Below are 19,112 nucleotides of genomic sequence, written 5' to 3'. Positions count from 1 at the left end.
ACGATGCAACAGAAGAGCATGTACAACGTGAATACAGCGGCCGTGGATTCGTTGGTCAGTACCAACAAGGTGTTAAAAAACACTTACATGCTGCTGGGGATGACCCTGCTGTTCAGTGCTGTGACAGCGGGCATATCAATGGCCATCGGGTTGCCCCAGGGCGCCGCATTAATCCTGATGCTGGTAGGCTTCGGCCTGCTGTTTGTGGTGAACAAGATGGCTGACACCAGCAAGGGTTTGCTGGCTATCTTCGCCTTTACCGGTGTTATGGGAGCGTCTATCGGCCCCATGCTGAACCACTACCTGTCGATGCCGGGCGGTCCCGCGCTGGTCATGCAGGCCCTGGCCGGCACAGCAATCGTTTTCTTCGGTTTGTCTGCCTACGCGCTGACAACGCGCAAGGACTTCTCCTTCATGGGCGGCTTCCTGATGGTTGGCCTCATCGTGGCGGTGGTCGCCATGATTGCCAACATCTTCCTCGCCATCCCGGCGCTGTCGCTGACCATTTCGGCCGCCGTGGTGATGATCATGTCCGGGCTGATCCTGTTTGACACCAGCCGCATCATCCATGGCGGTGAAACCAACTACATCCGCGCGACCGTAGGCCTGTACCTGAACATCTACAACCTGTTCGTGCACATGCTGTCACTGCTCACCGCGTTCGGCGGCGATGACTGAAGGCCAGCGCAGCGCAGGCACCCAACCCCGGCCCACGCCGGGGTTTTTTGTTGGGCATAGCGCATGCCACTGAACTACTGCCTGCTGGTGCTGGCAGCACCGGTCTCCGGCCACACCAGCCTGACCGCCGCCCGGTTCGGCGCCGCCCTGCTGGCGCGCGGGCACACCCTGGAGCGTGTCTTCTTCCTCGACAACGGTGCCAGCAACGGGCTTGCCAGTGCAGTGACGCCGCAGGATGAGCGCAGCCCGCAACAGGCATGGTCGGAACTCGCCAACACACACGGCACCGAACTGGTGCTCTGCGTCAGTTCGGCCGTCAAGCGCGGCTTGCTGGACGCTGCAGAAGCACAGCGCCACGGCTTTCCCTCCGCCACGGTGTATCCGGGCTTCACCCTGGGGGGACTGGGCCTATTGGTAGAGGCCATGCAGTCGGCTGACAGGGTCATCACCTTTGGAGCAGCGGGATGAGCGCAACAGCCGAAAGCGGTGTGCTCGTTGTGACCCGTCACCCGCAACCCGGGCGCAGTCTGGCGCGGGCGGCGCTGGACACCGCACTCGCGACTGCCGCCTTTGATCAACCGGTTACCCTGCTGTTCCTGGGTGCCGGTGTGCTGCAATTGCTACCCCAGCAGGACAGCGCCAGCGTGGGCGTACGCAACCTGCGCAAGGTTATCGACTCGATGCCACTGTACGACCTCGAACGTTGCTATGTGGATGCCGAGGCGGCGGAACACTTCGGGCTGACGGCAGAAGACCTGCCCAGTGGGGCAACGCTTGTGGATCGCGACGCGCAGCGATCACTGTTTGACAGCCACCAGCACATTCTGGGTTTCTAGCCATGCTGCATACCCTCAGTTGCGCCCCCGGCCACCCCGCAGTGAAAGAATGTATCGCCCTGCTGCGCGCGAATGACGCCCTGCTGCTACTCGGCGACGGTGTGTATATCGCGCTGCAGCACAGCGAGGACTGGCTGGCGCTGGAGCAAAGCGGAGCCAGCCTGCATGTGCTGGACGCAGATGCCAGAGCCGCCGGCGTGCAGCAGCGTCTCGCTGCCTGTTTCACGGTGGTTGACGACGACGGTTTTGTCAGCCTCACCGAACAGCACGCCCAACAGATGGCCTGGTACTAGGCCCGCACATGCTACCCGGCAGCGCGTTTGATGGCGAAGGCTTCCTCCGGGATATGCAGGCCTGGACACCCGCCGTCGCCGAACAGGTGGCCGCAGCGGAAGGTCTGACGCTGACCCCGGCGCACTGGGAAGTCATCACCCTGCTGCGGCAGTACTACCGACAATTCGACAGCTCACCGGCAATGCGCCCCTTGGTCAAGTGGGTGCGCATACACCTCGGCGAGGACTACGGCCGCAGCATGTACCTGCTGTCGCTGTTTCCCGGATCACCGGCAAAGCTGGCGAGCAAGATTGCCGGGCTGCCCAAACCCGACAATTGCCTGTAGGCACCCCAGACGAGACCCCGGTTATGCCCCTCGGTCACTTTGATCCGGCGAACTATGATGCGCTGCTGGCAACCAAGGTTGCGCAGACCTGCCAGCGCCTGGCCCCCTTCGCGGTGCCCGCGCCGGAGATTTTTCCTTCCGCTCCGGAGGCCTTTCGCATGCGCGCGGAGTTCCGCATATGGCACGACGGGGACGCGCTGGACTATGTGATGTTCCCGCCCGGCGATCCGAACTCGCCCATTCCCATCACGCAATTTCCGATCGCCTGCGACGCCATTCAGGCGCTGATGCCGGCGCTGCGCGACTACCTGCGCCGGCACACGGTACTCAGGCGCAAGCTGTTCCAGATCGAGTTCCTCAGCACCACGCACGGAGAGACCCTCATCACCCTGGCCTACCACCGCCGTCTGGACACAGACTGGGAGACAGCAGCCCAGCTGTTGGCAGAGGAATTCAACGTGGCGCTGGTCGGCCGCAGCCGCAAGCAGAAAGTCGTGATCGGGCGGGACTATGTCACCGAGCAACTGCAGGTGGCGGGCCGGGATTACCTCTACCGACAGTACGAGCAGGCCTTTACCCAGCCAAACGCAGGGGTTAACCGGCACATGATCGAATGGGCCTGCGCCAACGCCGCATCCGCCCGCGGCGACCTGCTGGAACTGTATTGCGGTAACGGCAACTTCACCCTGCCACTTTCACGCCACTTCAATCAGGTACTGGCAACTGAGCTGGCAAAGACCTCGATTCGTGCGGCGCAATGGGCCATCGCCGCCAACCACATCGACAACGTGGCCATGATCCGTCTTGCAGCAGAGGAAGTGACCCAGGCGATGAATGGCGAGCGCCAGTTCAGGCGCCTCGCGCAGCTCCCGCAGCCCCTTGAGGACTACTGCCTCAACACGGTGTTTGTAGATCCGCCCAGAGCAGGACTGGACCCCGCGACCGTCGCCATGGTGCAAGCTTTTCCAACGATCATCTATGTGTCCTGCAACCCGGTGACGCTGGCAGACAACCTCGTGCAGCTCAATGAGACTCACGATGTGAGTCGCTTCGCCCTGTTCGACCAGTTCCCCTACACCGACCATATGGAGTGCGGTGTCGTCTTGCGCCAACGAGCGGCGCGCTAGCAGCGAATCCCAAACGCCAGCAGGCCGCGGCCCAGCACCTCATCAAGACGTTCAACATCGGCGGCCTTGACCTCAAGGTAGCGCAATCCCTCGGCCTTGCAGACTTCCTTATTGCGCAGCCGGGCCGCCAGCTGTGGCGGTGCGGCCTTCTCATCCCAGCAATCGATGTACACACTGCCCGCAGGGAGGTAGAAGTCAGCCCACAGCGCTTCCTCAACGGGCAGCGCACGGCGCGTGGCGTGCGCCAGCTGCGCCAGATACAACCAGTTGCAGACCAGGGCCTGCAGCGGACTCCCCGTGGCGTGTCCGTCAATGCCACTGCAGGCGCCCTCGGCGGGCCACCCCGGAAGCGCAGAATCTGCCGCTGCAAACAGGTCCGGCTCGGTATCGTCCGACACCGTCTGCGGCTCGCTGCCACAGTCTGGCTGCCCGGACAAACGCTCCAGCTCACGGTGGATGACCGGGTGGTCAACAATCTCATGTGGCCAACTGACATAGAACGCGCCGGTGCTGTCGCTCTCGACCTGCTGGCCGCCGAGATGGCGCCCGAAATCGGTCAGCTCCCAGCCCAGAATGCTGTGCTGCTGCAAACCCAGTTCTGCCAGCGCACGGTTTAACTGGCGGGGCTGCAGCCGTGGATAGTAGCGACGCATCTGACTGGCGGTAATGCGCTGGTTGGATTCGATCGCACTGAGCAGCGGGTGCTGGACGAGCGCAGCGGGCCAGACGATATAGCGACCAAAGCGCTTGCTGTCACGGTAGGTGCCGCCTTCATACTCTCCTTTCTGGGTCAGCAGCCAGTTGTCGGCGTGGCGGCGAATCCAGCCGTAGTCCTTCAGCGTCACGAACAGTTGCTGCACTGGAATCTCCAGCGCCCGCGCCAGGGCACTGGTGGAGAGACGCTCCTCTTCCTGGCTCATTGGCTGCCGTCTGCCCGCGGACCCGGATACCGCGCCTGCAGGCACTGGTACACCTGGTCGGCGTAATCCTGTGCGGCGCTGTCCAGTGCGGCCAGGATTTCCACCAGGTGCTCATTATCTTCCCGGCCCTGCCAGAGCTTCTGGTAACTGCCCGACTGGTAGCCGTGATCCTGGCGAAAGAAATTCAGTACATTCTTGCCTACATAGGCGCTGTACAGATCGTTGAAATCCATGTCAGCGGCATGCATCAGCTCCCAGAAACGCTGCGGGCAGAACCCGTGTGTCTGCAGGGCATGCAGGGCCAGCGCCTCGGTGGCTTCGCGCACGTCGAGCCCCGCGGGGGTAAAATCCTCCACCGCCATGGCAATCTGCTCCGCGATGGCCGCGACACCCTGTTTTCCATCAAACAGTGCCGAAAGGCCAAAGTGCCAGATATCAATCACTTCCAGGCGCACCTGTTCCATATCGGGTGTCTGCTTCTTCCACCACTTATAGCCATAGTGCTCGATAAGCTCACCGCATTCGATCCAGAGCGCGCGATACCACGCAAACTTCTGCTCAATCCACTGCGGATGAATCCGCGTGTTCATCCGGTCCTGCATCGTCAGCATGGTTGCCAATGCCTGTTTCAACTGTGTTGCCTCGCCCTGGGAATCAGCCGCTAGGATAGCAGCGCCGAGGATATGGCACCACGCTGCGTGCGCAGCAGATACCCGTTGTGCCCCCTGTGTACCGGAGCGCTGACTCGCCTTCGACGATCGAGTGCGCTAGTTTGATGCGGCAGGGCGTGGAATTGCGGGGGCCTGCAGCCACCTGAACATCAACCCGAAGGGCTGACAATGCACCAGACATCGACACCGGAGCGCATCCAAGTATGCAGGTAATTCTCGCCATGAGCGCCTTTGTTCTGAGCCATGTGCTGATATCGCGCACGGCACTGCGTCCCTGGCTCGTCGCGCGCCTTGGCCGACGCGTTTATCTGGGCGCCTATTCCCTGCTGTCTGTCGTGTTGCTTGGCTGGGTGATTCTGGCCCTGCTGGCGGCCGAACGCACGGCACTCTGGGCAACCCCCGTCTGGGCCTACCCCTTCGCCGCGGCCTGTTCAATGCTCGCCGTGGTGCTGATCACCGTGGCCGCGTTGTCGCCCAACCCCTACTCCGTATCCTTCCGCAGCGACGGCTTCGACCCGCAACGGCCCGGGATTATCGGCTGGACCAGGCACCCCCTCGTCTGGGGGCTGACCCTGTGGGGCGTAGCACACATCCCGGCCAATGGTGAGTGGCCCGCGCTACTGCTATTCGGTGGCTCGGCTCTGTTTGGCATCGTGGGGATTGGATTCCTGGAGCGACGCGCAAACCGCGACGCGACACCGGCACACGCCGGGCTGGTATCCGGCCTCGCCGCCGGACACCTGGATCGCAATGCGCTGCTGGGAACCATTCTGGGTTGTGTATTGTGGATGGTACTTCTGTTCGCACACCCCAGCCTGTTCGGGGCCGACCCACTGGCGTTGTTAAAGTCGGTGTGTTGCTGAGTTGCTCACGGGCGCCTTGTTGACCGCTCTGGAGGCAAAGCAGACGTTTTCACCGTGTCAGCAAATTTTACAGTCAGTCTACCTCTGTGAGCTGAAATGTACGCAAAGGCACACTTATTCCAAGTTATTTCAATAAGTTGGGGTTTCGGGCCTGATTCTTGCTGGACCACCCTTACGAAAACGACCACGACAAAATGTAATTGGGGAAAGGACTATGATGCCACTTAACTTGAAAAGCCTGTTGACCACTTTCGCATTAACCCTCATCGCCTCAGCCAACGTCGGCGCCGGCCCAATCGCCCTTGGTGATTTCAGCGGGTCTGAAACTGTCACGACGTTCAATGGACTTGGCCTTCCCTTTAGCAATCCAGGCCCATTGGTCATTGATGGGAATACGTATACCACTGACTCTGGCGACATTCGGTACACGGACAACTTTGAGGCCGACTGTGATCTTGAATGCATAGGAAATAGCTCCGACACGGGATGGATCGATGTCGTGCTTGGCGGCTTTTTCCAGCGAGTCGGTGGACGCATCGGAGGCGGGACCACTACCTATGCAGGGTTCGTCGACTTCTTTGGCGTAGGGGATGTGTTACTCGGGACAATCAACTATGGGAACAATGACGGGTTGGTTTTCGCTGGGTGGGAGGACGCTGCCGGCATCACTCGGGTCCGCATCAACGACACCGCCAGCAATGGTCGCATCGTTCATTTGGAAGACTTCCGCTTTGAGACTGCTGCGGCGGTTGAGCCCGTGCCGGCACCCGCAACCCTCGCTCTGTTTGGCCTTGGACTTGCCGCACTTGGATGGTCACGCCGCAAGAAAGCGTAAGCAGAACCCTGGATATCCAGCCCACTTCGGTGGGCTTTTTATTGCCTACGATTTGGTGGTGCCCGGGACCGGAATCGAACCGGTACGATCGCAATGATCGGGAGATTTTAAGTCTCCTGTGTCTACCAATTTCACCACCCGGGCCCTGGGCAATGACGCGGGACCCGCGCGGCGCGCATCATAGCACAGCGCTGTGTGGTGGCAAAAAATCGGGATGGCGGCCGTGCTACACTGACCTCTTCGATGGATGCGTCGGGACATCGTATGCGCAAGATCTGGATCATACCGCTAGCCCTGCTGCTGTTGGTCCCCATTGCCGTGTTCTCCCTGCTCTCGTTTCCTGCGGTTCTGGTAAAAACGCTACATTGGGGCACGACCGCCCTCACTGACTACCGCCTGGAGGTGCACGGCCTGCAGGTCTCGCCCGCCGGGATGAGTGTGCGCTTTGACACACTGAGCCTGTATCCGCAAGGCTCTGATGGACCGGCGCTGATCACTGTACTCGCATTCGAGGGGCGCTCCCGGTTTGCTGACCTCTGGCATACCAATCTCGAAGCCACTTCACTGAAGAGCAGCAGCATCGTGATCTATGTTTCCGCAGACGACGCCAGCGAGGACCCCACACCGGCACAGTGGCTGCAGTACCTGCGTTTCCTGCCCGAGAACCTGGAAGTGGACACCGTGCATGTGGTGAATCAGGACGGTGATGTCTCCATCTTCCCCCTGCGAGATATTCGGGGCGGTCGCGTGGGCCGGAACGCCTTTCGCGCGAGCCTTCTGGCGGACCTCGACGGCGCACCGCTGGACGTCAACCTGGACCTCACCGCACAGGAAATCTTCAGCGACAGCGGGAGCGTCCAGTTCAGGGCACAGCTGTCTGCACCGGAGGCCGGTACGCAGGGCTCACTCTCGGGGCAGCTGACCGCCTCCGGCGAATCGCTGCAGTTTGATGTCACGGTGGACGCCGCATTTGCGCAGGTCGAGACCTTCATGAGCGCTTTTCCAAAGGCACCCCCGCTGGCTGGGGCGCTGGCGCTGCAGGGCAAGCTGGAGGGTGACCTCGGCAGTTTTTCCCTGTCCGACGCCAGGTTCGAGCTCGACAACCGTCCAGCCTATTATTTTGAGGCCAGCGGTTCGATGGCAAGCCAGGGAAATCCCGACCCCAGACTCTCGCTGATCGCGTCAGGTGAACTGGATTCCGCAAAATACTTCCTGCGCTGGCTGGACCTCGACCTCTCGCCGCTGGGCGGGATCCGGGCCAGCATCGCCCTTTCAGGCACCCTGGCCAACCCCGCCATTGAGCAGCTGACCGTTGTGACCACCAGCAGCGAGGGATTGTGGATCGCCCTGAACGGGTCTTCGGGGCCTGGCTCGCTGGGCAGTACAGATCTGCCGCCTGACACCGCCTTCACCCTCCACGCCTTTGCTCCCGCACTGGCTGTTCTCAGTCCCTGGCTGGGGCAGGCACCTTCAGTCGATCCCGGTCCCTGGCAACTGGCAGCCGAACTGCGCGAAAATGACGGAGCGCTGCGTGTAGACAACATCAGGGGTCAAGTCGGCCGCGCAGACGGCACACGCCTGCAGGTCGCAGGCGAGGTCGCCCGGGTCGCCATCGATACGGCCGCCGGCGGCGAACGGGCTTCCGGCATCGAGCTTGCCGTCAGCGCAACCAGCACCGACCTGCAGGAACCCGGACGCTGGTTCGGCGCTGACCTGCCACCCGGGTTCGCACTCGAGTCAAAGGCGCGGATCAGTGGCACCGACGCCAAGCTGATACTGGCAGACGGCAGCGCACAGCTCTCCCATGAGCATCTCACCATCGACATCAGCAAGCTGAATACGCGCTTGTCCCGTGACGCTGCCTATACGCCCGCCACCGTGCGCGCGACGCTACAGGCGCTCGCGCCTGAGGCCTCTGCGCTGGGTAGCTTTGTGGCATTGGAACTGCCCTCACTCGGGGTGCTGAGCGTCGATGCCGACGTTACCTACGCTGCCGCCCGAGTGTCCCTGACCGACATTCGCGCTGCGCTCCGTGGCGCACCCGGCGATGTGCTGATCACGGGTACCCTTAACGATGTAGCCGGCGACCGGGAACTCGCCCTCAACACGGAGGTTCGGACACTCAACCTCGATGCCCTGCTCGCAGGTTTCGCACCCGACCTGCAGCCACCGACAGCACTCGGCAGCCTGCAGGGCAGCTTTGCGCTGCGGGGAGCACAATCGGCCTACAGCCTGGACAAACTGGAACTGAGCAGCTCGGAGGATGCGGCGCTGGACCTGAAAATCAGTGGCGAAGCGCAGTATCGGGAAGCAGACTGGCGCACAGCGGCGAGCATACGCTACGCGAGTGAGGACCGGGATTGGCTCGCAACGCTCACCGGATTGCCATTGAAGCCTGTGGTCGGCGAAATCCAAATGACCGCAGATACGCGCTCGGCGCGGCTGCAGGCGGACACGCGTCTGGATGAGACCGATCTCGCACTGTCTGTCGAGGTGACACACAGCAACGGCAGCCTGGACAGCCTGCGAGCAGCGCTGTCTTCCGCGATGGTGCGACTGGAGGATCTCGGCCTGCAAGCGGCGAGCAAGGATGCGGGCACTCCGGACGCTCAACAGGTTACGGAAGTGGATGCCGACGCGCAGGCCACCTCGGTACAACAGCTGCTCGCGAAGCTGCCACGCTACCCGGTGGATTTAGCGCTGCAGGTGGGCAGTCTGCGGGGGGAGATTACGCGCTTTGACGATATCAATGTCCACATCAGCGGCAGTGGCACCACCTATCTGCTCGACCAGTTCGACTTCAACTACGATACGGCGCCGGCCGCTATTCGTGGCATCGTCGATATCAGTCTGGACCCACCGGGAGTGAGTATTGCGGGGCAGGCACAGTCGATTCCCCTCAATACACTGAGCCGCGACCTGGGTATCGAGACGGATATCAGCGGCTCACTGAACCTGCGTGGCGGAGTGAGCGCCCAGGGCGCCACGGGGGCGGAGCTGCTGCAGCAGCTGGACGGCAGCATGGCCTTTGCGCTGGAGAATGCGACCGTGGAGGGCGCTGCCTACGATGTCCTCGCGACCGGCATCCTGACCTGGCTGTTTTCGGGTGCTGCACTGGAAAAATCCACGTTTCTGGACTGCACCATGGCGCAGTTCACCCTGGAGGACGGGATTGCGCGCACCGACAGCCTGTTCGTCGAATCACCCAACATGATCGCCACTGGCGTAGGCAGCTTCAACCTGCCCAAGCGCACCCTCGCCCTGACACTGACGCCGCGGTCCAAGTCGCGCAGCATCCAGTTCCCCTCCAGCATCAGCCTGCGCGGGGACATGGCGAGCCCACGCACCAGCGTGTCCCCCATCGCTGCCACCCTGGACATTTCCGCCGAAGCCATGCTCTTCGTCCCGCGTTTGCTGGTGAAAATCTTCGGCGGCAGTCGGTCGCAGTCTGACACGACGCGGCCCTGTGAAGTCATGCTCGCGCAATAAGCCCGCACCACATCACCGTGCTACACTTTGCGCCACTACCCGGCAGGCACTTACGGACATTTTTATGGCATCTCCCCGCGGCGAGTTCAGCTCGCGCTTTGGCTTCATCATGGCTGCCGCGGGCAGCGCCGTAGGGCTTGGCAATATCTGGGGGTTCCCGACGCAGGCCGCGAGCAACGGCGGCGCCGCTTTCCTTCTGGTCTATCTGTTTCTCGCCTTTACCCTGGCCTACCCGGCGCTGATGGCGGAGCTGATTATCGGCCGCCATGCGCATGCCAATGCCGTCAGTGCCCTGCGCCAGATCTCTCCGAACCGTGTGCTGCGCAGCATTGGCGGCGGCACGGGCGTCATCGGTTTAGTTGTCGCCAGCTTTATCCTCAGCTTTTATGCGATTGTCGCCGGCTGGATGCTGGCTCACTGCCTGGCCGCGCTCACCGATCTCGCCGGAATGGGCGCCGCCAGCGACTGGCTTACGGACTTCAGTTTCTCGCGAAATCTGGTCTTCATGCTGATCTTCATGGCGCTGACCGTCGGCATCATCTCCGAGGGTGTACAGCAGGGCATTGAACGCTGGTCCAGTCGCCTGATGCCACTCTTGTTATTGTCGCTAGTGTTGCTGGTCATTTATGTACTGACCCTGGACGGGGCAATGGAGGGCCTGCGTGTCTACCTGCTGCCGGATTTTGAGCGTGCGCTGGCACCGGGGTTGATTGTCAAAGCACTGGGGGCTGCTTTTTTCTCGCTCTCCCTGGGCGTAGGTACCATGCTGATATACGGCTCCTATATCAGCGATCGGGAAAACCTGCCCGTTGTGGGGGGCCTGGTTACGCTGGTCGACATCTGTATCGCCGTACTGGCCGGTTTCCTGGTGCTGCCTGCCATGTACGTGGCCCTGAACAGCGGCGTGGAAATTTTTACCGCGGGCGGTGCGCTGATTTCGGAAGACACGCTGATCTTCACGGTACTGCCCAAGCTGTTCGACAGCATGGGCCTGGCGGGTATTGGTGTGAGCCTGGTGTTCTTTTTCCTGATGACCATCGCCGCACTGACCTCCTCGATCTCCATGCTGGAGGTACCGGTTGCCTACACCATCGAGGAGCACGGCGTGGCCCGCAAACCCGCTGTACTGGTGATCGGTGCGACGATTGCGCTGGTCAGCACAGTTATTCTGCTGAATTTCGAGGCACTGTTCGGGCTGGTCATCGCCGTCACGACGCGCTACAGCCAGCCGCTACTCGGCTTCATGTTCTGCCTGTATGCGGGCTGGGTATGGCACCGCGACACGCTGCTGCAGGAGTTGCGCAAGGGCAACGCCGGTGTCGAACACAGCCTGTTCTGGAAGCTGTGGCCGGGCTATGTGCGTGTGTTCTGCCCGCTGATCATATTGCTGATCTTTGCCCAGTCCCTGCTGGAGTGAGCGGCCCGTCTATCAGTCCAGACGCAATTCACCACTGTCCTCAACGTACTGGGTAGGAATCAGACCGCGAAAATCAATTTTTGCCGTAAACCTGTAGGCCAGCGCATCGCCCCGGGTTCGACCGAGGCTGCCCAACAGCTTCAACGCCTCCAACAGGTTGACGCCGGCATCAATCGTCACCTGTTCTTCGGTATAACCTTCTATGGTTGGCACCTGATTGGTCACCCCGCTGAGCAACTCGCGATCGAGCAGCGCGATTCCGTAGCTGATGCCCGCGATATCCAGAGCCTGCGCGTTGGGATTCGCAATGCGCAACACGATGCGAAAGCGCGGGCCGGAATCGACCATCGGCAGGCTTTTCACACTGTCGACACTGATGATGGGTGGGTCGATCGAGGGCCCCAACCCGGCGCAGCCAGCCAGGAAAGACGCCAACAACAACGCACAGAGAACTCGCCACCGCGGCTTCATTACGCGGTTCATCACGAGTCGCGATCCCGAGGTGTGACTGAGAAGAAGAACACGCCATAACCGAGGCTGAACACGGCAAAGACCATAGCCACCCAGTCACCGGTTTGCAGGTACATCCAGCTGCTGAACACCAGCATGCCCAGCGTGACGACAATCCCCGTATTGCGAGCGGTCGGCGACACAAAAATCTCCTCTATGCTATCCTGCGCCGAAGCGCAGCGTTCAAGGCTGATGATAGCACCCGCATGGTAAAATTTATCCTGATATTCCTCGCCGTGCTGGTTGCGCTGTTTACTGCGGAGATGCTCGCTCCCGTGCAGGCGGCTGTGGTGCAACCCTTCACGGCCTCCCTGGCGACACTGAGCGCCGCCCTGATCACACCCTTTGACAGTGACGTCATCGCCTACGGACGGGTCATTGCCCACAGCGTTAACGGCTTTGCGGTCTCCATTGAGTCCGGCTGCAACGGTGTCGAGGCAGCCATCGTGCTGGTGGCCGGAGTCCTCGCCTACCCCGCACCCTGGCGCTACCGGGTGGTGGCGATCCTCGCCGGATTCCTGACCATCCAGACTCTGAACATTGCACGTATCATCAGCCTGTTTTACCTGGGCCAGTGGAATCTGCAGATATTCAACTGGACCCACCTGTACCTGTGGCCCGTCTTTATCATGCTGGATGTGCTTGTGGTGTTCATCCTCTACCTGCGCTATCTCGAACAGCGACCCGGCGCCGCCAGCGGATGACGCTCTACCGGTTCATCGGCCTGGTGCTGTTGTTGATGGTTCCCTTTTTTGCGCTCTGGTACGCGCTGGGCGCCCTGCCCGCGGTGCCCGCCCTGTGGCTGGCTGAGGCTCTCCTGTCCTGGGCTCTGCCGGAGGTGGTGCAGTCGGTGGCGATCGAGGGTCATCAGCTGCTGGTCCTGACGCAGTTTGGCGAGATGGGGGAAACCGTTGTACCTCTGGAACAGGCCGACTACCAGCTGGCGCTCCCCTTGAACACCCGTATTCTCTCCTACTCCATCCCGTTCTACGCAGCGCTCCACTTCTCGAGCCGCATTGTCGGCTCGCTGGAGCGATTTGCACGTGGATTGCTCGTGCTCTGGGCACTGATGTTCATCGGCATCGTGTCGGTGACCCTGAAAAATCTGATGCTGGGGCTGGGTGGCGATCTTCTCTGGGAGACCACCACCACACCCCTGCCCTCCGCCGACGCTATCGCGCTGCTGTTCCAGTTCAGCACGCTGATTGTGCCAACGGTCGCGCCCGTGTTGCTGTGGGCCTGGTCGGTGCGGGACAGCCCGCACTGGCGTGCCCTGCTCCTGGGTCAGGGCGCCGAGTGCGACGGGCGGAGTCGCTAGCTCACGACACTAGGCGGCATCGCCCACCCGGCCATTGGCCAGTTCACGCATGAGTGCCTGGTACTCCTCGCCTCGGTCCTCGAGCACCGCCTGCAGGGCCTTTTCCATAAGCCATCGTGCCTGACAGGTGTAGGCGTAGATACAGGCGTGCACGGCAGCGTCACTCCAGTTGTCGACCGAGCAGTTAGACGAATATTCCTCAAAGTAGGCGAGCGAGCGGATGAGGTCGGCGATGTGGCGCGGACACTCGCAATCCAGCGTGCTCTTCAACTGCCGTGCCGCACTCAGCTGCAGATCGGTGAACTGCCGCGGCTTTGCCGTCATGAGCTCACCGAGATTGGTATCGCCAAGGCTTGCCGTCTTGTCGGCGACGCTGCGCGCCAGCTCAAAGGCCAGGTAGGCCGGATCCGGCGGGAAGGTGGTGGCAGCAATATTCTGCTGCTCCAGCGACTGCAGCCAGCGCTCGCTGGCAAACTGGTAGGTGACCAGGGCTTTCTCCACCTGGAGGTTGCGAATCAGATCACCCAGTTGGCGCGTCTGTGCGCCCGTGAGGTTGGCACACTCCACGACCAGGCTGTCGGCACGGCCAATCTCCTCACACTCTTTCGCCGTAATCTGGTTCAGGGGCAAGCGGACCAGCAGCGCATCCACCCCTGCCAGGCAACCCTGGTGTTCGTCCAGCCACTCACAGAGCGGATTCCCGATGAACACCACCCGCGGCTTGGGTGCGGGCAGCGCACCGCGGCCACCTTTGCCCCTGCCGCGCAGCAGCATCTCCAGGGTCTTGCGTTCGTTTGACGCGATTTCGCCGATGCGCGAGCCACTGTTGACCAGGGCCGCAACCAGCTGCAAATGCTCCAGATCCGCCTGCGTGTACTGCCGGCGACCGGTTGGCGTCTTGTGGCTCGCGCCCAGCCCATAGCGCCGTTCCCACACCCGGAGCGTGTCCGGCTTCAAGCCGGTCAGCCTGGCCACTGTACCAATGCCGTAGAGGGGGCGAGGTTCCATTACCGCTGCGTTCATATCACGTGCCTCAGTTGGTGTCCGGGGTTAGTACGCTCCAGGCGGCACTCTGGATGAGTTGTCTAGGTTATGTCTGCATGTTATCTGGACAACTGTCCGGAATTTTTGTCCAAGCGGTCCGGTGCAGCGTATATATGCCAAACCAACAGGAGCGACGACGTGGATAACTGGAAGACCGAAACCGACGATCGCGAGCTTGAGCGGCTGTTTGCAGAGGCCCGCCGCTATCCCCTGCTCAGCGCGGAGCAGGAACGCGACATAGATGTCAGCAAGTGGCGTGCTGTCGATGATCTCTGCACGCTTTTCATCGACAGCGAGGGCGGCCGCCGGTACTTGCAGGATCTGCTGGCCCGCATCCTGCACGAGCCCCCCGAGGTCGCCAGCTTTGCCAACCGTGACCACCACTTCCTGCTGCGTCGCGAGCTGGTCAGCTATCTCAGCGGAGGCGAGCAGGCCGCCGCAGTCACGCTGCTGGCGAGCGCCCTGTCCGCCGGGGACCTCGCCGCCGCACGCGACACCATCCGGGAGATGGCACTGCCGGCCAGCCTCGCGGTTGGTATGGCGGGCGCACTGGCCCGCTGTAACCAGCGCCCGGTCAAATGCCGGGTTGCTGATGCACTGGACGCCTGGCAGATAACCGCCGAAGGTCGCAAGTCCTCTGGCGCGCGCTACCGGTTGGAGCCCGCGCAGCTCAGCGCCCTGGCCCTCTCGCTCTCGCGCTTCAACCAGGCACGGGATACCCTGACCCTGCACAATCTACGTCTGGTGTATTCCATCGCCGGCAAGGCCCGCGGCAAGGGAGTACCCTACCGCGACCTGATCCAGGAAGGCACGCTCGGGCTGATCCGGGCCGCGGAAAAGTTCGAGGCGGCCAAGGGGTATCGGTTCAGCACCTACTGCTACAACTGGATATCCCAGGCGGTGCGGCGCTACATCAGTGACTCCGCGGCGCTCATCCGCTATCCCACCCACGTACGTGAGCAGGTGGGAAAGCTGTACCGCGAGCGCAACGCGCTCTGGAGCAGCAGCGGTGAGGAGCCCAGTGAAGCAGCGCTGGCCTCCGCCGCCGGCATCGATACCGGCAAGGCACGTGAATTGCGGCAGCTGCGTAACATGGCCATATCGCTGGATCAGCCGCGCTTTGACGATGATGAAGAGTCCCTGCTGGACAGCCTGCCCGGCGGTCCCTTCGAGGACATTGATGCCCCTGCGGAGTCGGCCTCCCTACAACGTTGCCTGTTGCAGGAGATCGACCACCTGGACCCTGCTGAGAAGCAGGTGGTTATTGCCCGCTGGGGTCTGCACGAGGGCCCGCCGCTGACCCGGGCGGAGGTCGCCGATAAACTGTGCGTCAGCCGTGAGTGGGTGCGCCAGCTGGAAAAATCGGCGCTGGACAAGCTGAGCCGGAACAGCGTGGTGCGCAAGGCAGCCAGTGATCACGGCAACCTGTCACCGGCGTGAGCGCCGAGCATGGCCTCGAGTGCGCTGTGGATATCCGGGTGCCGCCAGAGGAAACCCGACGCCTGGAGGCGTTGGGGCATGACCCGTTGACCGGTAAGGAGCAGTTCATCCGCCATTTCACCGAGCAGCAGGCGCATGACCGCCCCTGGTACGGGCATGCCGGGCAACGTTCTGAAATGCTCCCGCATGGCGGCACAGAGGTCGCGCTGTGTCACGGGCGCTGGCGCGGTGACGTTCACCGGGCCGGACATCGCTTCCTGCTGCAGCAGAAAGTCAAAGGCCGCGACAGCATCCGCACGATGCACCCAGCTCAGATACTGTTCGCCGCCCCCCGGCCAACTGGCGATCCCCATGCGAAAGGGCTGTGCCATCTGCACAAAGGCGCCGCCGCCGGCATCCAGCACCACACCCAGCCGCAACAGGCAGACGCGAACGCCTATATCTGCGACCGCCAATGCCTGAGCCTCCCATGCCTGGCAGAGTTCACTGGCAAACCCGCTGCCCGCAGCCGCATCCTCGCCCAACGGTTCACTGTCACGGGGGCCGTAGAAACCGATCGCAGAGGCGTTGAGCAGCACCCGCGGAGGCACTGGAAGGCCGCGCATCCAAGCGACCAGCGCCCGTGTGCCCTCGACACGCGAATCTACCAGCGTTTTCTTGTATGCAGCCGTCCAGCGTTTACCCGCGAGAGAGGCGCCCGCAAGGTTGACCACGGCCTCTGGCGAGGGGCTGGCGGGCACCGCCTCCAGCGTCTGCACGTAACGGCAGTTCCGCGTGTCCGGGTGCGCCGAGCGGCTGAGAATCGTGAGTTCATGCCCCGCAGCCAGCCAGTGCTCGCGCAATGCCTCACCGACAAATCCGGTGCCGCCTGTAATCAGAATATGCATGGTCTGTCTTCTCCCGTTGTCGCCGCTCGCCGCTCCGGCAGCAGCCTTTCCCCTGCTGCCAGCAGCGGAGGCCAAACACCATGATGAGCAATACGGAGCAGGAACTGCAACAGTTGCAGGACTTCATCACCCGCTACCCGAAGGTGGTCGCATTGACCGGTGCCGGTATCAGCGCCGGTTCGGGGATTGCCACCTACCGCGATGCCGCTGGGCGCTGGCTCTACAGCACGCCAATTCAACACCGCGAGTTTCTGCAGACGGCCGCCGTCCGCCAGCGCTACTGGACGCGCAGCTGGTTTGGCTGGCCTGCGGTGCGTGATGCACGCAGCAATGTGGCGCATCGGGCGGTTGCCGCACTCGAAAAGCAGGGAGTTATCCGCCTGGTGATTACGCAAAACGTCGATCGCCTGCACCAGCGCGCGGGCAGCAGCGCGGTGATTGACCTGCATGGCAGGCTGGACCGGGTACAGTGCCTGGGTTGTGCCGCATTCACCGACCGCGAAGTGATGCAGCAGCGACTCGCCCGCGACAACCCTCACCTTGCAGCGCTTTCCATACCCCGGGGACAGCGACCCGATGGCGATATGGCCCTGCCTGATGCGATGTCGACCAGCACCCAGGTCCCTGCCTGCGAAGCCTGTGGCGGCATACTGATGCCCGATGTGGTGTTCTTTGGCGGCAGCGTGCCTGCCGAACGGGTCACTCGGGCCAGAGCGGCGCTGGCGGATGCGGATGCCCTGCTGGTCATTGGCTCATCACTGCAGGTCTACTCCGGCTTCCGCTTCTGCCGCCAGGCCGCCGCTCAGGGCAAGGCGCTGGCGATCGTGAACCCGGGGCAGACCCGGGCCGATGCACTCGCTACACTACGGTTGAGAACGCCCTGTGAAACACTGCTGGATGCCCTGGTGAGGGGCAACATCAGCGCCTGAACATACGGATTCCGGGCATGCCACACGCAGTAAACCTTTGGACCGATCACCATGGCCACCACACTCTATCTGTTTCGCAACGACCTGCGACTGACTGACCTTCCCGGTCTGGCTGCAGCCAGCCGCGCGGGGGATGTACTGCCGCTGTACGTTCTTGATGATGTCAATGCGGGTGAGCGCGCACTGGGGGCCGCCAGCCGCTGGTGGCTGCATCACAGCCTGCGGTCACTGGCGGACACCATCGCCGCTAGCGGAGGCACCCTGAACCTGCTGCAGGGGGATACCAATGCCTGTCTGCAGGACCTGCTGTCCACCGTCGACATCGATGCAGTCCACTGCAGCCGGGCCTACAGTCCCTGGGAAGTGGTGCTGGAGGCACAGTTGCGCGACACCTGCGAGGCCATGGGCGTTACCTTCAAGCGCTATCCAGGCCCGCTATTGCATGAACCGGAGGACATCGCCAACCAGTCGGGCAAGCCCTTCAAGGTCTTCACGCCCTTCTGGCGCCATTGCTGCCGCGCAGAGGCGCCGTCCCAGCCGGTGCCCTTCCCTTCCCGCACCACCTGGGCAGATCCCCTGGCACAACACAGCAGTCTCGATGACCTCGCACTGCTGCCGACAAAACCTGACTGGGCCGCGCACTGGCCGGAGTTGTGGACGCCGGGCGAGGAAGGCGCACGCAACACGCTTGCACACTTCCTGCGGGAACGCGTCTCAGGCTACGCCAAAGGCCGCGATCATCCCGCGGACAATGCGACATCGCGGCTGTCGCCGCACCTGCGCTTCGGCGAAATTTCACCGCGCCAGGTGTGGCACGCAGCACGGGCATGCCTGCAGCAGGAACCGGTACTGGAGGAGCAGATCAACAAGTTTCTCGCGGAGCTCGGCTGGCGCGAATTCTCCTATCACCTGCTGTTCCACTTTCCCGACATTGAGCAGGCACCGTTCAAGGCTCAGTTCGAGGACTTCCCCTGGCTCGGCGACAAAGCGCTCTTGAAGGCCTGGCAGCGCGGCCAGACCGGCTACCCGGTAGTCGATGCAGGTATGCGCGAGCTCTGGCACACAGGCTATATGCACAACCGCATCCGCATGGTCACGGCGTCCTTTCTGACCAAACATCTGCTCACGCACTGGCGCGCCGGCGAGCGCTGGTTCTGGGACACCCTGGTCGATGCGGATCCGGCCAGCAATGCCTGCAGCTGGCAGTGGGTCGCCGGTAGCGGAGCGGATGCCGCGCCCTACTTCCGCATCTTCAATCCGGTCACCCAGGGTGAGAAATTCGATGCGGGCGGCAGCTATGTACGCCGCTGGGTACCGGAGCTTGCCGATCTGCCGGACCGCTACCTGCACAAGCCCTGGGAAGCCCCTGAGGCCACGCTGAGAGAGGCAGGCATCACACTCGGCAAAAACTACCCGGAGCCCGTGGTGGACCACCGTGACGCCCGCGAAGCGGCCCTGGCCGCCTATCAGCAGATACGCGAGGGGTGAGGCAGGCTTCACCGCCGTGTGCGGGATACGCACGTGACGCT

21 protein-coding genes and 1 tRNA gene are annotated in these 19,112 nt (G+C 62.4%); 15 read left to right on the top strand and 7 right to left on the bottom strand.

What is annotated here, in order from left to right; translation table 11 throughout:
- Positions 1-3 precede the first annotated feature (3 nt).
- From R3E49_RS09630 to trmA, 6 genes are all read left to right on the top strand, one after another.
- Positions 4-678 (top strand): Bax inhibitor-1/YccA family protein, encoded by a 675-nt coding sequence (locus R3E49_RS09630; protein WP_371294846.1) that lies wholly within the window; start codon positions 4-6, stop codon positions 676-678.
- A 63-nt stretch (positions 679-741) separates the two neighbouring features.
- Positions 742-1,146, top strand: coding sequence for a sulfurtransferase complex subunit TusD (gene tusD, locus R3E49_RS09625; RefSeq protein WP_371294845.1), 405 nt, complete (start codon positions 742-744; stop codon positions 1,144-1,146).
- A complete protein-coding gene (gene tusC, locus R3E49_RS09620) occupies positions 1,143-1,514 on the top strand; it encodes a sulfurtransferase complex subunit TusC (RefSeq protein ID WP_371294844.1) in 372 nt (123 codons plus the stop codon). The genes tusD and tusC overlap by 4 nt, the downstream gene beginning before the upstream one ends.
- A 2-nt stretch (positions 1,515-1,516) precedes the next feature.
- Positions 1,517-1,807: a sulfurtransferase complex subunit TusB gene (gene tusB / locus R3E49_RS09615; protein WP_371294843.1), complete on the top strand. Its 291-nt coding sequence runs from the start codon at positions 1,517-1,519 to the stop codon at positions 1,805-1,807.
- 8 nt (positions 1,808-1,815) lie between these two features.
- On the top strand, positions 1,816-2,133 hold the full coding sequence (locus R3E49_RS09610) for a TusE/DsrC/DsvC family sulfur relay protein (RefSeq protein ID WP_371294842.1): 318 nt from the start codon (positions 1,816-1,818) through the stop codon (positions 2,131-2,133).
- 23 nt (positions 2,134-2,156) lie between these two features.
- Positions 2,157-3,260, top strand: a complete 1,104-nt coding sequence (gene trmA / locus R3E49_RS09605; RefSeq protein ID WP_371294841.1) for a tRNA (uridine(54)-C5)-methyltransferase TrmA — start codon at positions 2,157-2,159, stop codon at positions 3,258-3,260.
- On the opposite strand, the gene R3E49_RS09600 is transcribed toward trmA, so the two are convergent.
- Together R3E49_RS09600 and R3E49_RS09595 are read right to left on the bottom strand one after the other, a co-directional pair.
- On the bottom strand, positions 3,257-4,180 hold the full coding sequence (locus R3E49_RS09600) for a hypothetical protein (RefSeq protein WP_371294840.1): 924 nt from the start codon (positions 4,178-4,180) through the stop codon (positions 3,257-3,259). The genes trmA and R3E49_RS09600 overlap by 4 nt on opposite strands.
- A complete protein-coding gene (locus R3E49_RS09595) occupies positions 4,177-4,791 on the bottom strand; it encodes a dUTP diphosphatase (protein WP_371294839.1) in 615 nt (204 codons plus the stop codon). The genes R3E49_RS09600 and R3E49_RS09595 overlap by 4 nt, the downstream gene beginning before the upstream one ends.
- 281 nt (positions 4,792-5,072) lie before the next feature.
- Here R3E49_RS09595 and R3E49_RS09590 point away from each other — a divergent pair, with 281 nt between their 5' ends.
- Both R3E49_RS09590 and R3E49_RS09585 read left to right on the top strand, forming a co-directional pair.
- Entirely contained in the window at positions 5,073-5,714 is a 642-nt protein-coding gene (locus R3E49_RS09590) for an NnrU family protein (protein ID WP_371294838.1), read from the top strand.
- Positions 5,715-5,928: 214 nt separating this feature from the next.
- Positions 5,929-6,549 (top strand): PEP-CTERM sorting domain-containing protein, encoded by a 621-nt coding sequence (locus R3E49_RS09585; RefSeq protein ID WP_371294837.1) that lies wholly within the window; start codon positions 5,929-5,931, stop codon positions 6,547-6,549.
- A gap of 56 nt (positions 6,550-6,605) precedes the next feature.
- Here the strand turns inward: R3E49_RS09585 and R3E49_RS09580 are convergent.
- Positions 6,606-6,693 (bottom strand) — tRNA-Leu (locus R3E49_RS09580).
- Between the two features lie 120 nt (positions 6,694-6,813).
- Here R3E49_RS09580 and R3E49_RS09575 point away from each other — a divergent pair.
- Entirely contained in the window at positions 6,814-10,038 is a 3,225-nt protein-coding gene (locus R3E49_RS09575) for an AsmA-like C-terminal region-containing protein (protein ID WP_371294836.1), read from the top strand.
- A gap of 64 nt (positions 10,039-10,102) precedes the next feature.
- Complete coding sequence (locus R3E49_RS09570; protein WP_371294835.1) at positions 10,103-11,455, top strand: sodium-dependent transporter; 1,353 nt, start codon at positions 10,103-10,105, stop codon at positions 11,453-11,455.
- 12 nt (positions 11,456-11,467) lie between these two features.
- On the opposite strand, the gene R3E49_RS09565 is transcribed toward R3E49_RS09570, so the two are convergent.
- Both R3E49_RS09565 and R3E49_RS09560 read right to left on the bottom strand, forming a co-directional pair.
- Positions 11,468-11,938 carry an LEA type 2 family protein gene (locus tag R3E49_RS09565; RefSeq protein ID WP_371294956.1) on the bottom strand — a complete coding sequence of 157 codons (471 nt, stop codon included), beginning with the start codon at positions 11,936-11,938 and terminating at the stop codon, positions 11,468-11,470.
- Complete coding sequence (locus R3E49_RS09560; RefSeq protein WP_371294834.1) at positions 11,938-12,108, bottom strand: hypothetical protein; 171 nt, start codon at positions 12,106-12,108, stop codon at positions 11,938-11,940. Before R3E49_RS09560 ends, R3E49_RS09565 begins: the two co-directional genes overlap by 1 nt.
- A gap of 63 nt (positions 12,109-12,171) precedes the next feature.
- Between R3E49_RS09560 and xrtH the strand changes: the two genes are divergently transcribed.
- Positions 12,172-12,669, top strand: a complete 498-nt coding sequence (xrtH, locus tag R3E49_RS09555) for an exosortase H (RefSeq protein WP_371294833.1) — start codon at positions 12,172-12,174, stop codon at positions 12,667-12,669.
- Entirely contained in the window at positions 12,666-13,283 is a 618-nt protein-coding gene (locus R3E49_RS09550; RefSeq protein ID WP_371294832.1) for an exosortase H-associated membrane protein, read from the top strand. Before xrtH ends, R3E49_RS09550 begins: the two co-directional genes overlap by 4 nt.
- Positions 13,284-13,292: 9 nt before the next feature.
- On the opposite strand, the gene R3E49_RS09545 is transcribed toward R3E49_RS09550, so the two are convergent.
- Positions 13,293-14,306, bottom strand: coding sequence for a MerR family transcriptional regulator (locus tag R3E49_RS09545; protein WP_371294831.1), 1,014 nt, complete (start codon positions 14,304-14,306; stop codon positions 13,293-13,295).
- Between the two features lie 159 nt (positions 14,307-14,465).
- Between R3E49_RS09545 and R3E49_RS09540 the strand changes: the two genes are divergently transcribed.
- Positions 14,466-15,767, top strand: coding sequence for an RNA polymerase sigma factor RpoD/SigA (locus tag R3E49_RS09540; protein WP_371294830.1), 1,302 nt, complete (start codon positions 14,466-14,468; stop codon positions 15,765-15,767).
- On the opposite strand, the gene R3E49_RS09535 is transcribed toward R3E49_RS09540, so the two are convergent.
- Positions 15,743-16,654 (bottom strand): TIGR01777 family oxidoreductase, encoded by a 912-nt coding sequence (locus R3E49_RS09535; RefSeq protein WP_371294829.1) that lies wholly within the window; start codon positions 16,652-16,654, stop codon positions 15,743-15,745. The two genes, R3E49_RS09540 and R3E49_RS09535, sit on opposite strands and share 25 nt — an antisense overlap.
- Positions 16,655-16,734: 80 nt before the next feature.
- Between R3E49_RS09535 and R3E49_RS09530 the strand changes: the two genes are divergently transcribed.
- Positions 16,735-17,583: an NAD-dependent protein deacetylase gene (locus tag R3E49_RS09530; protein WP_371294828.1), complete on the top strand. Its 849-nt coding sequence runs from the start codon at positions 16,735-16,737 to the stop codon at positions 17,581-17,583.
- 51 nt (positions 17,584-17,634) lie between these two features.
- Positions 17,635-19,071, top strand: coding sequence for a deoxyribodipyrimidine photo-lyase (locus tag R3E49_RS09525; RefSeq protein ID WP_371294827.1), 1,437 nt, complete (start codon positions 17,635-17,637; stop codon positions 19,069-19,071).
- Positions 19,072-19,112 lie beyond the last annotated feature (41 nt).

The organism is Haliea sp., assembly GCF_041395985.1.
Taxonomy (GTDB): domain Bacteria; phylum Pseudomonadota; class Gammaproteobacteria; order Pseudomonadales; family Halieaceae; genus Haliea.
Note: the sequence above shows the minus strand (reverse complement) of the source record. Positions and strands in the feature narration are given on the sequence as shown.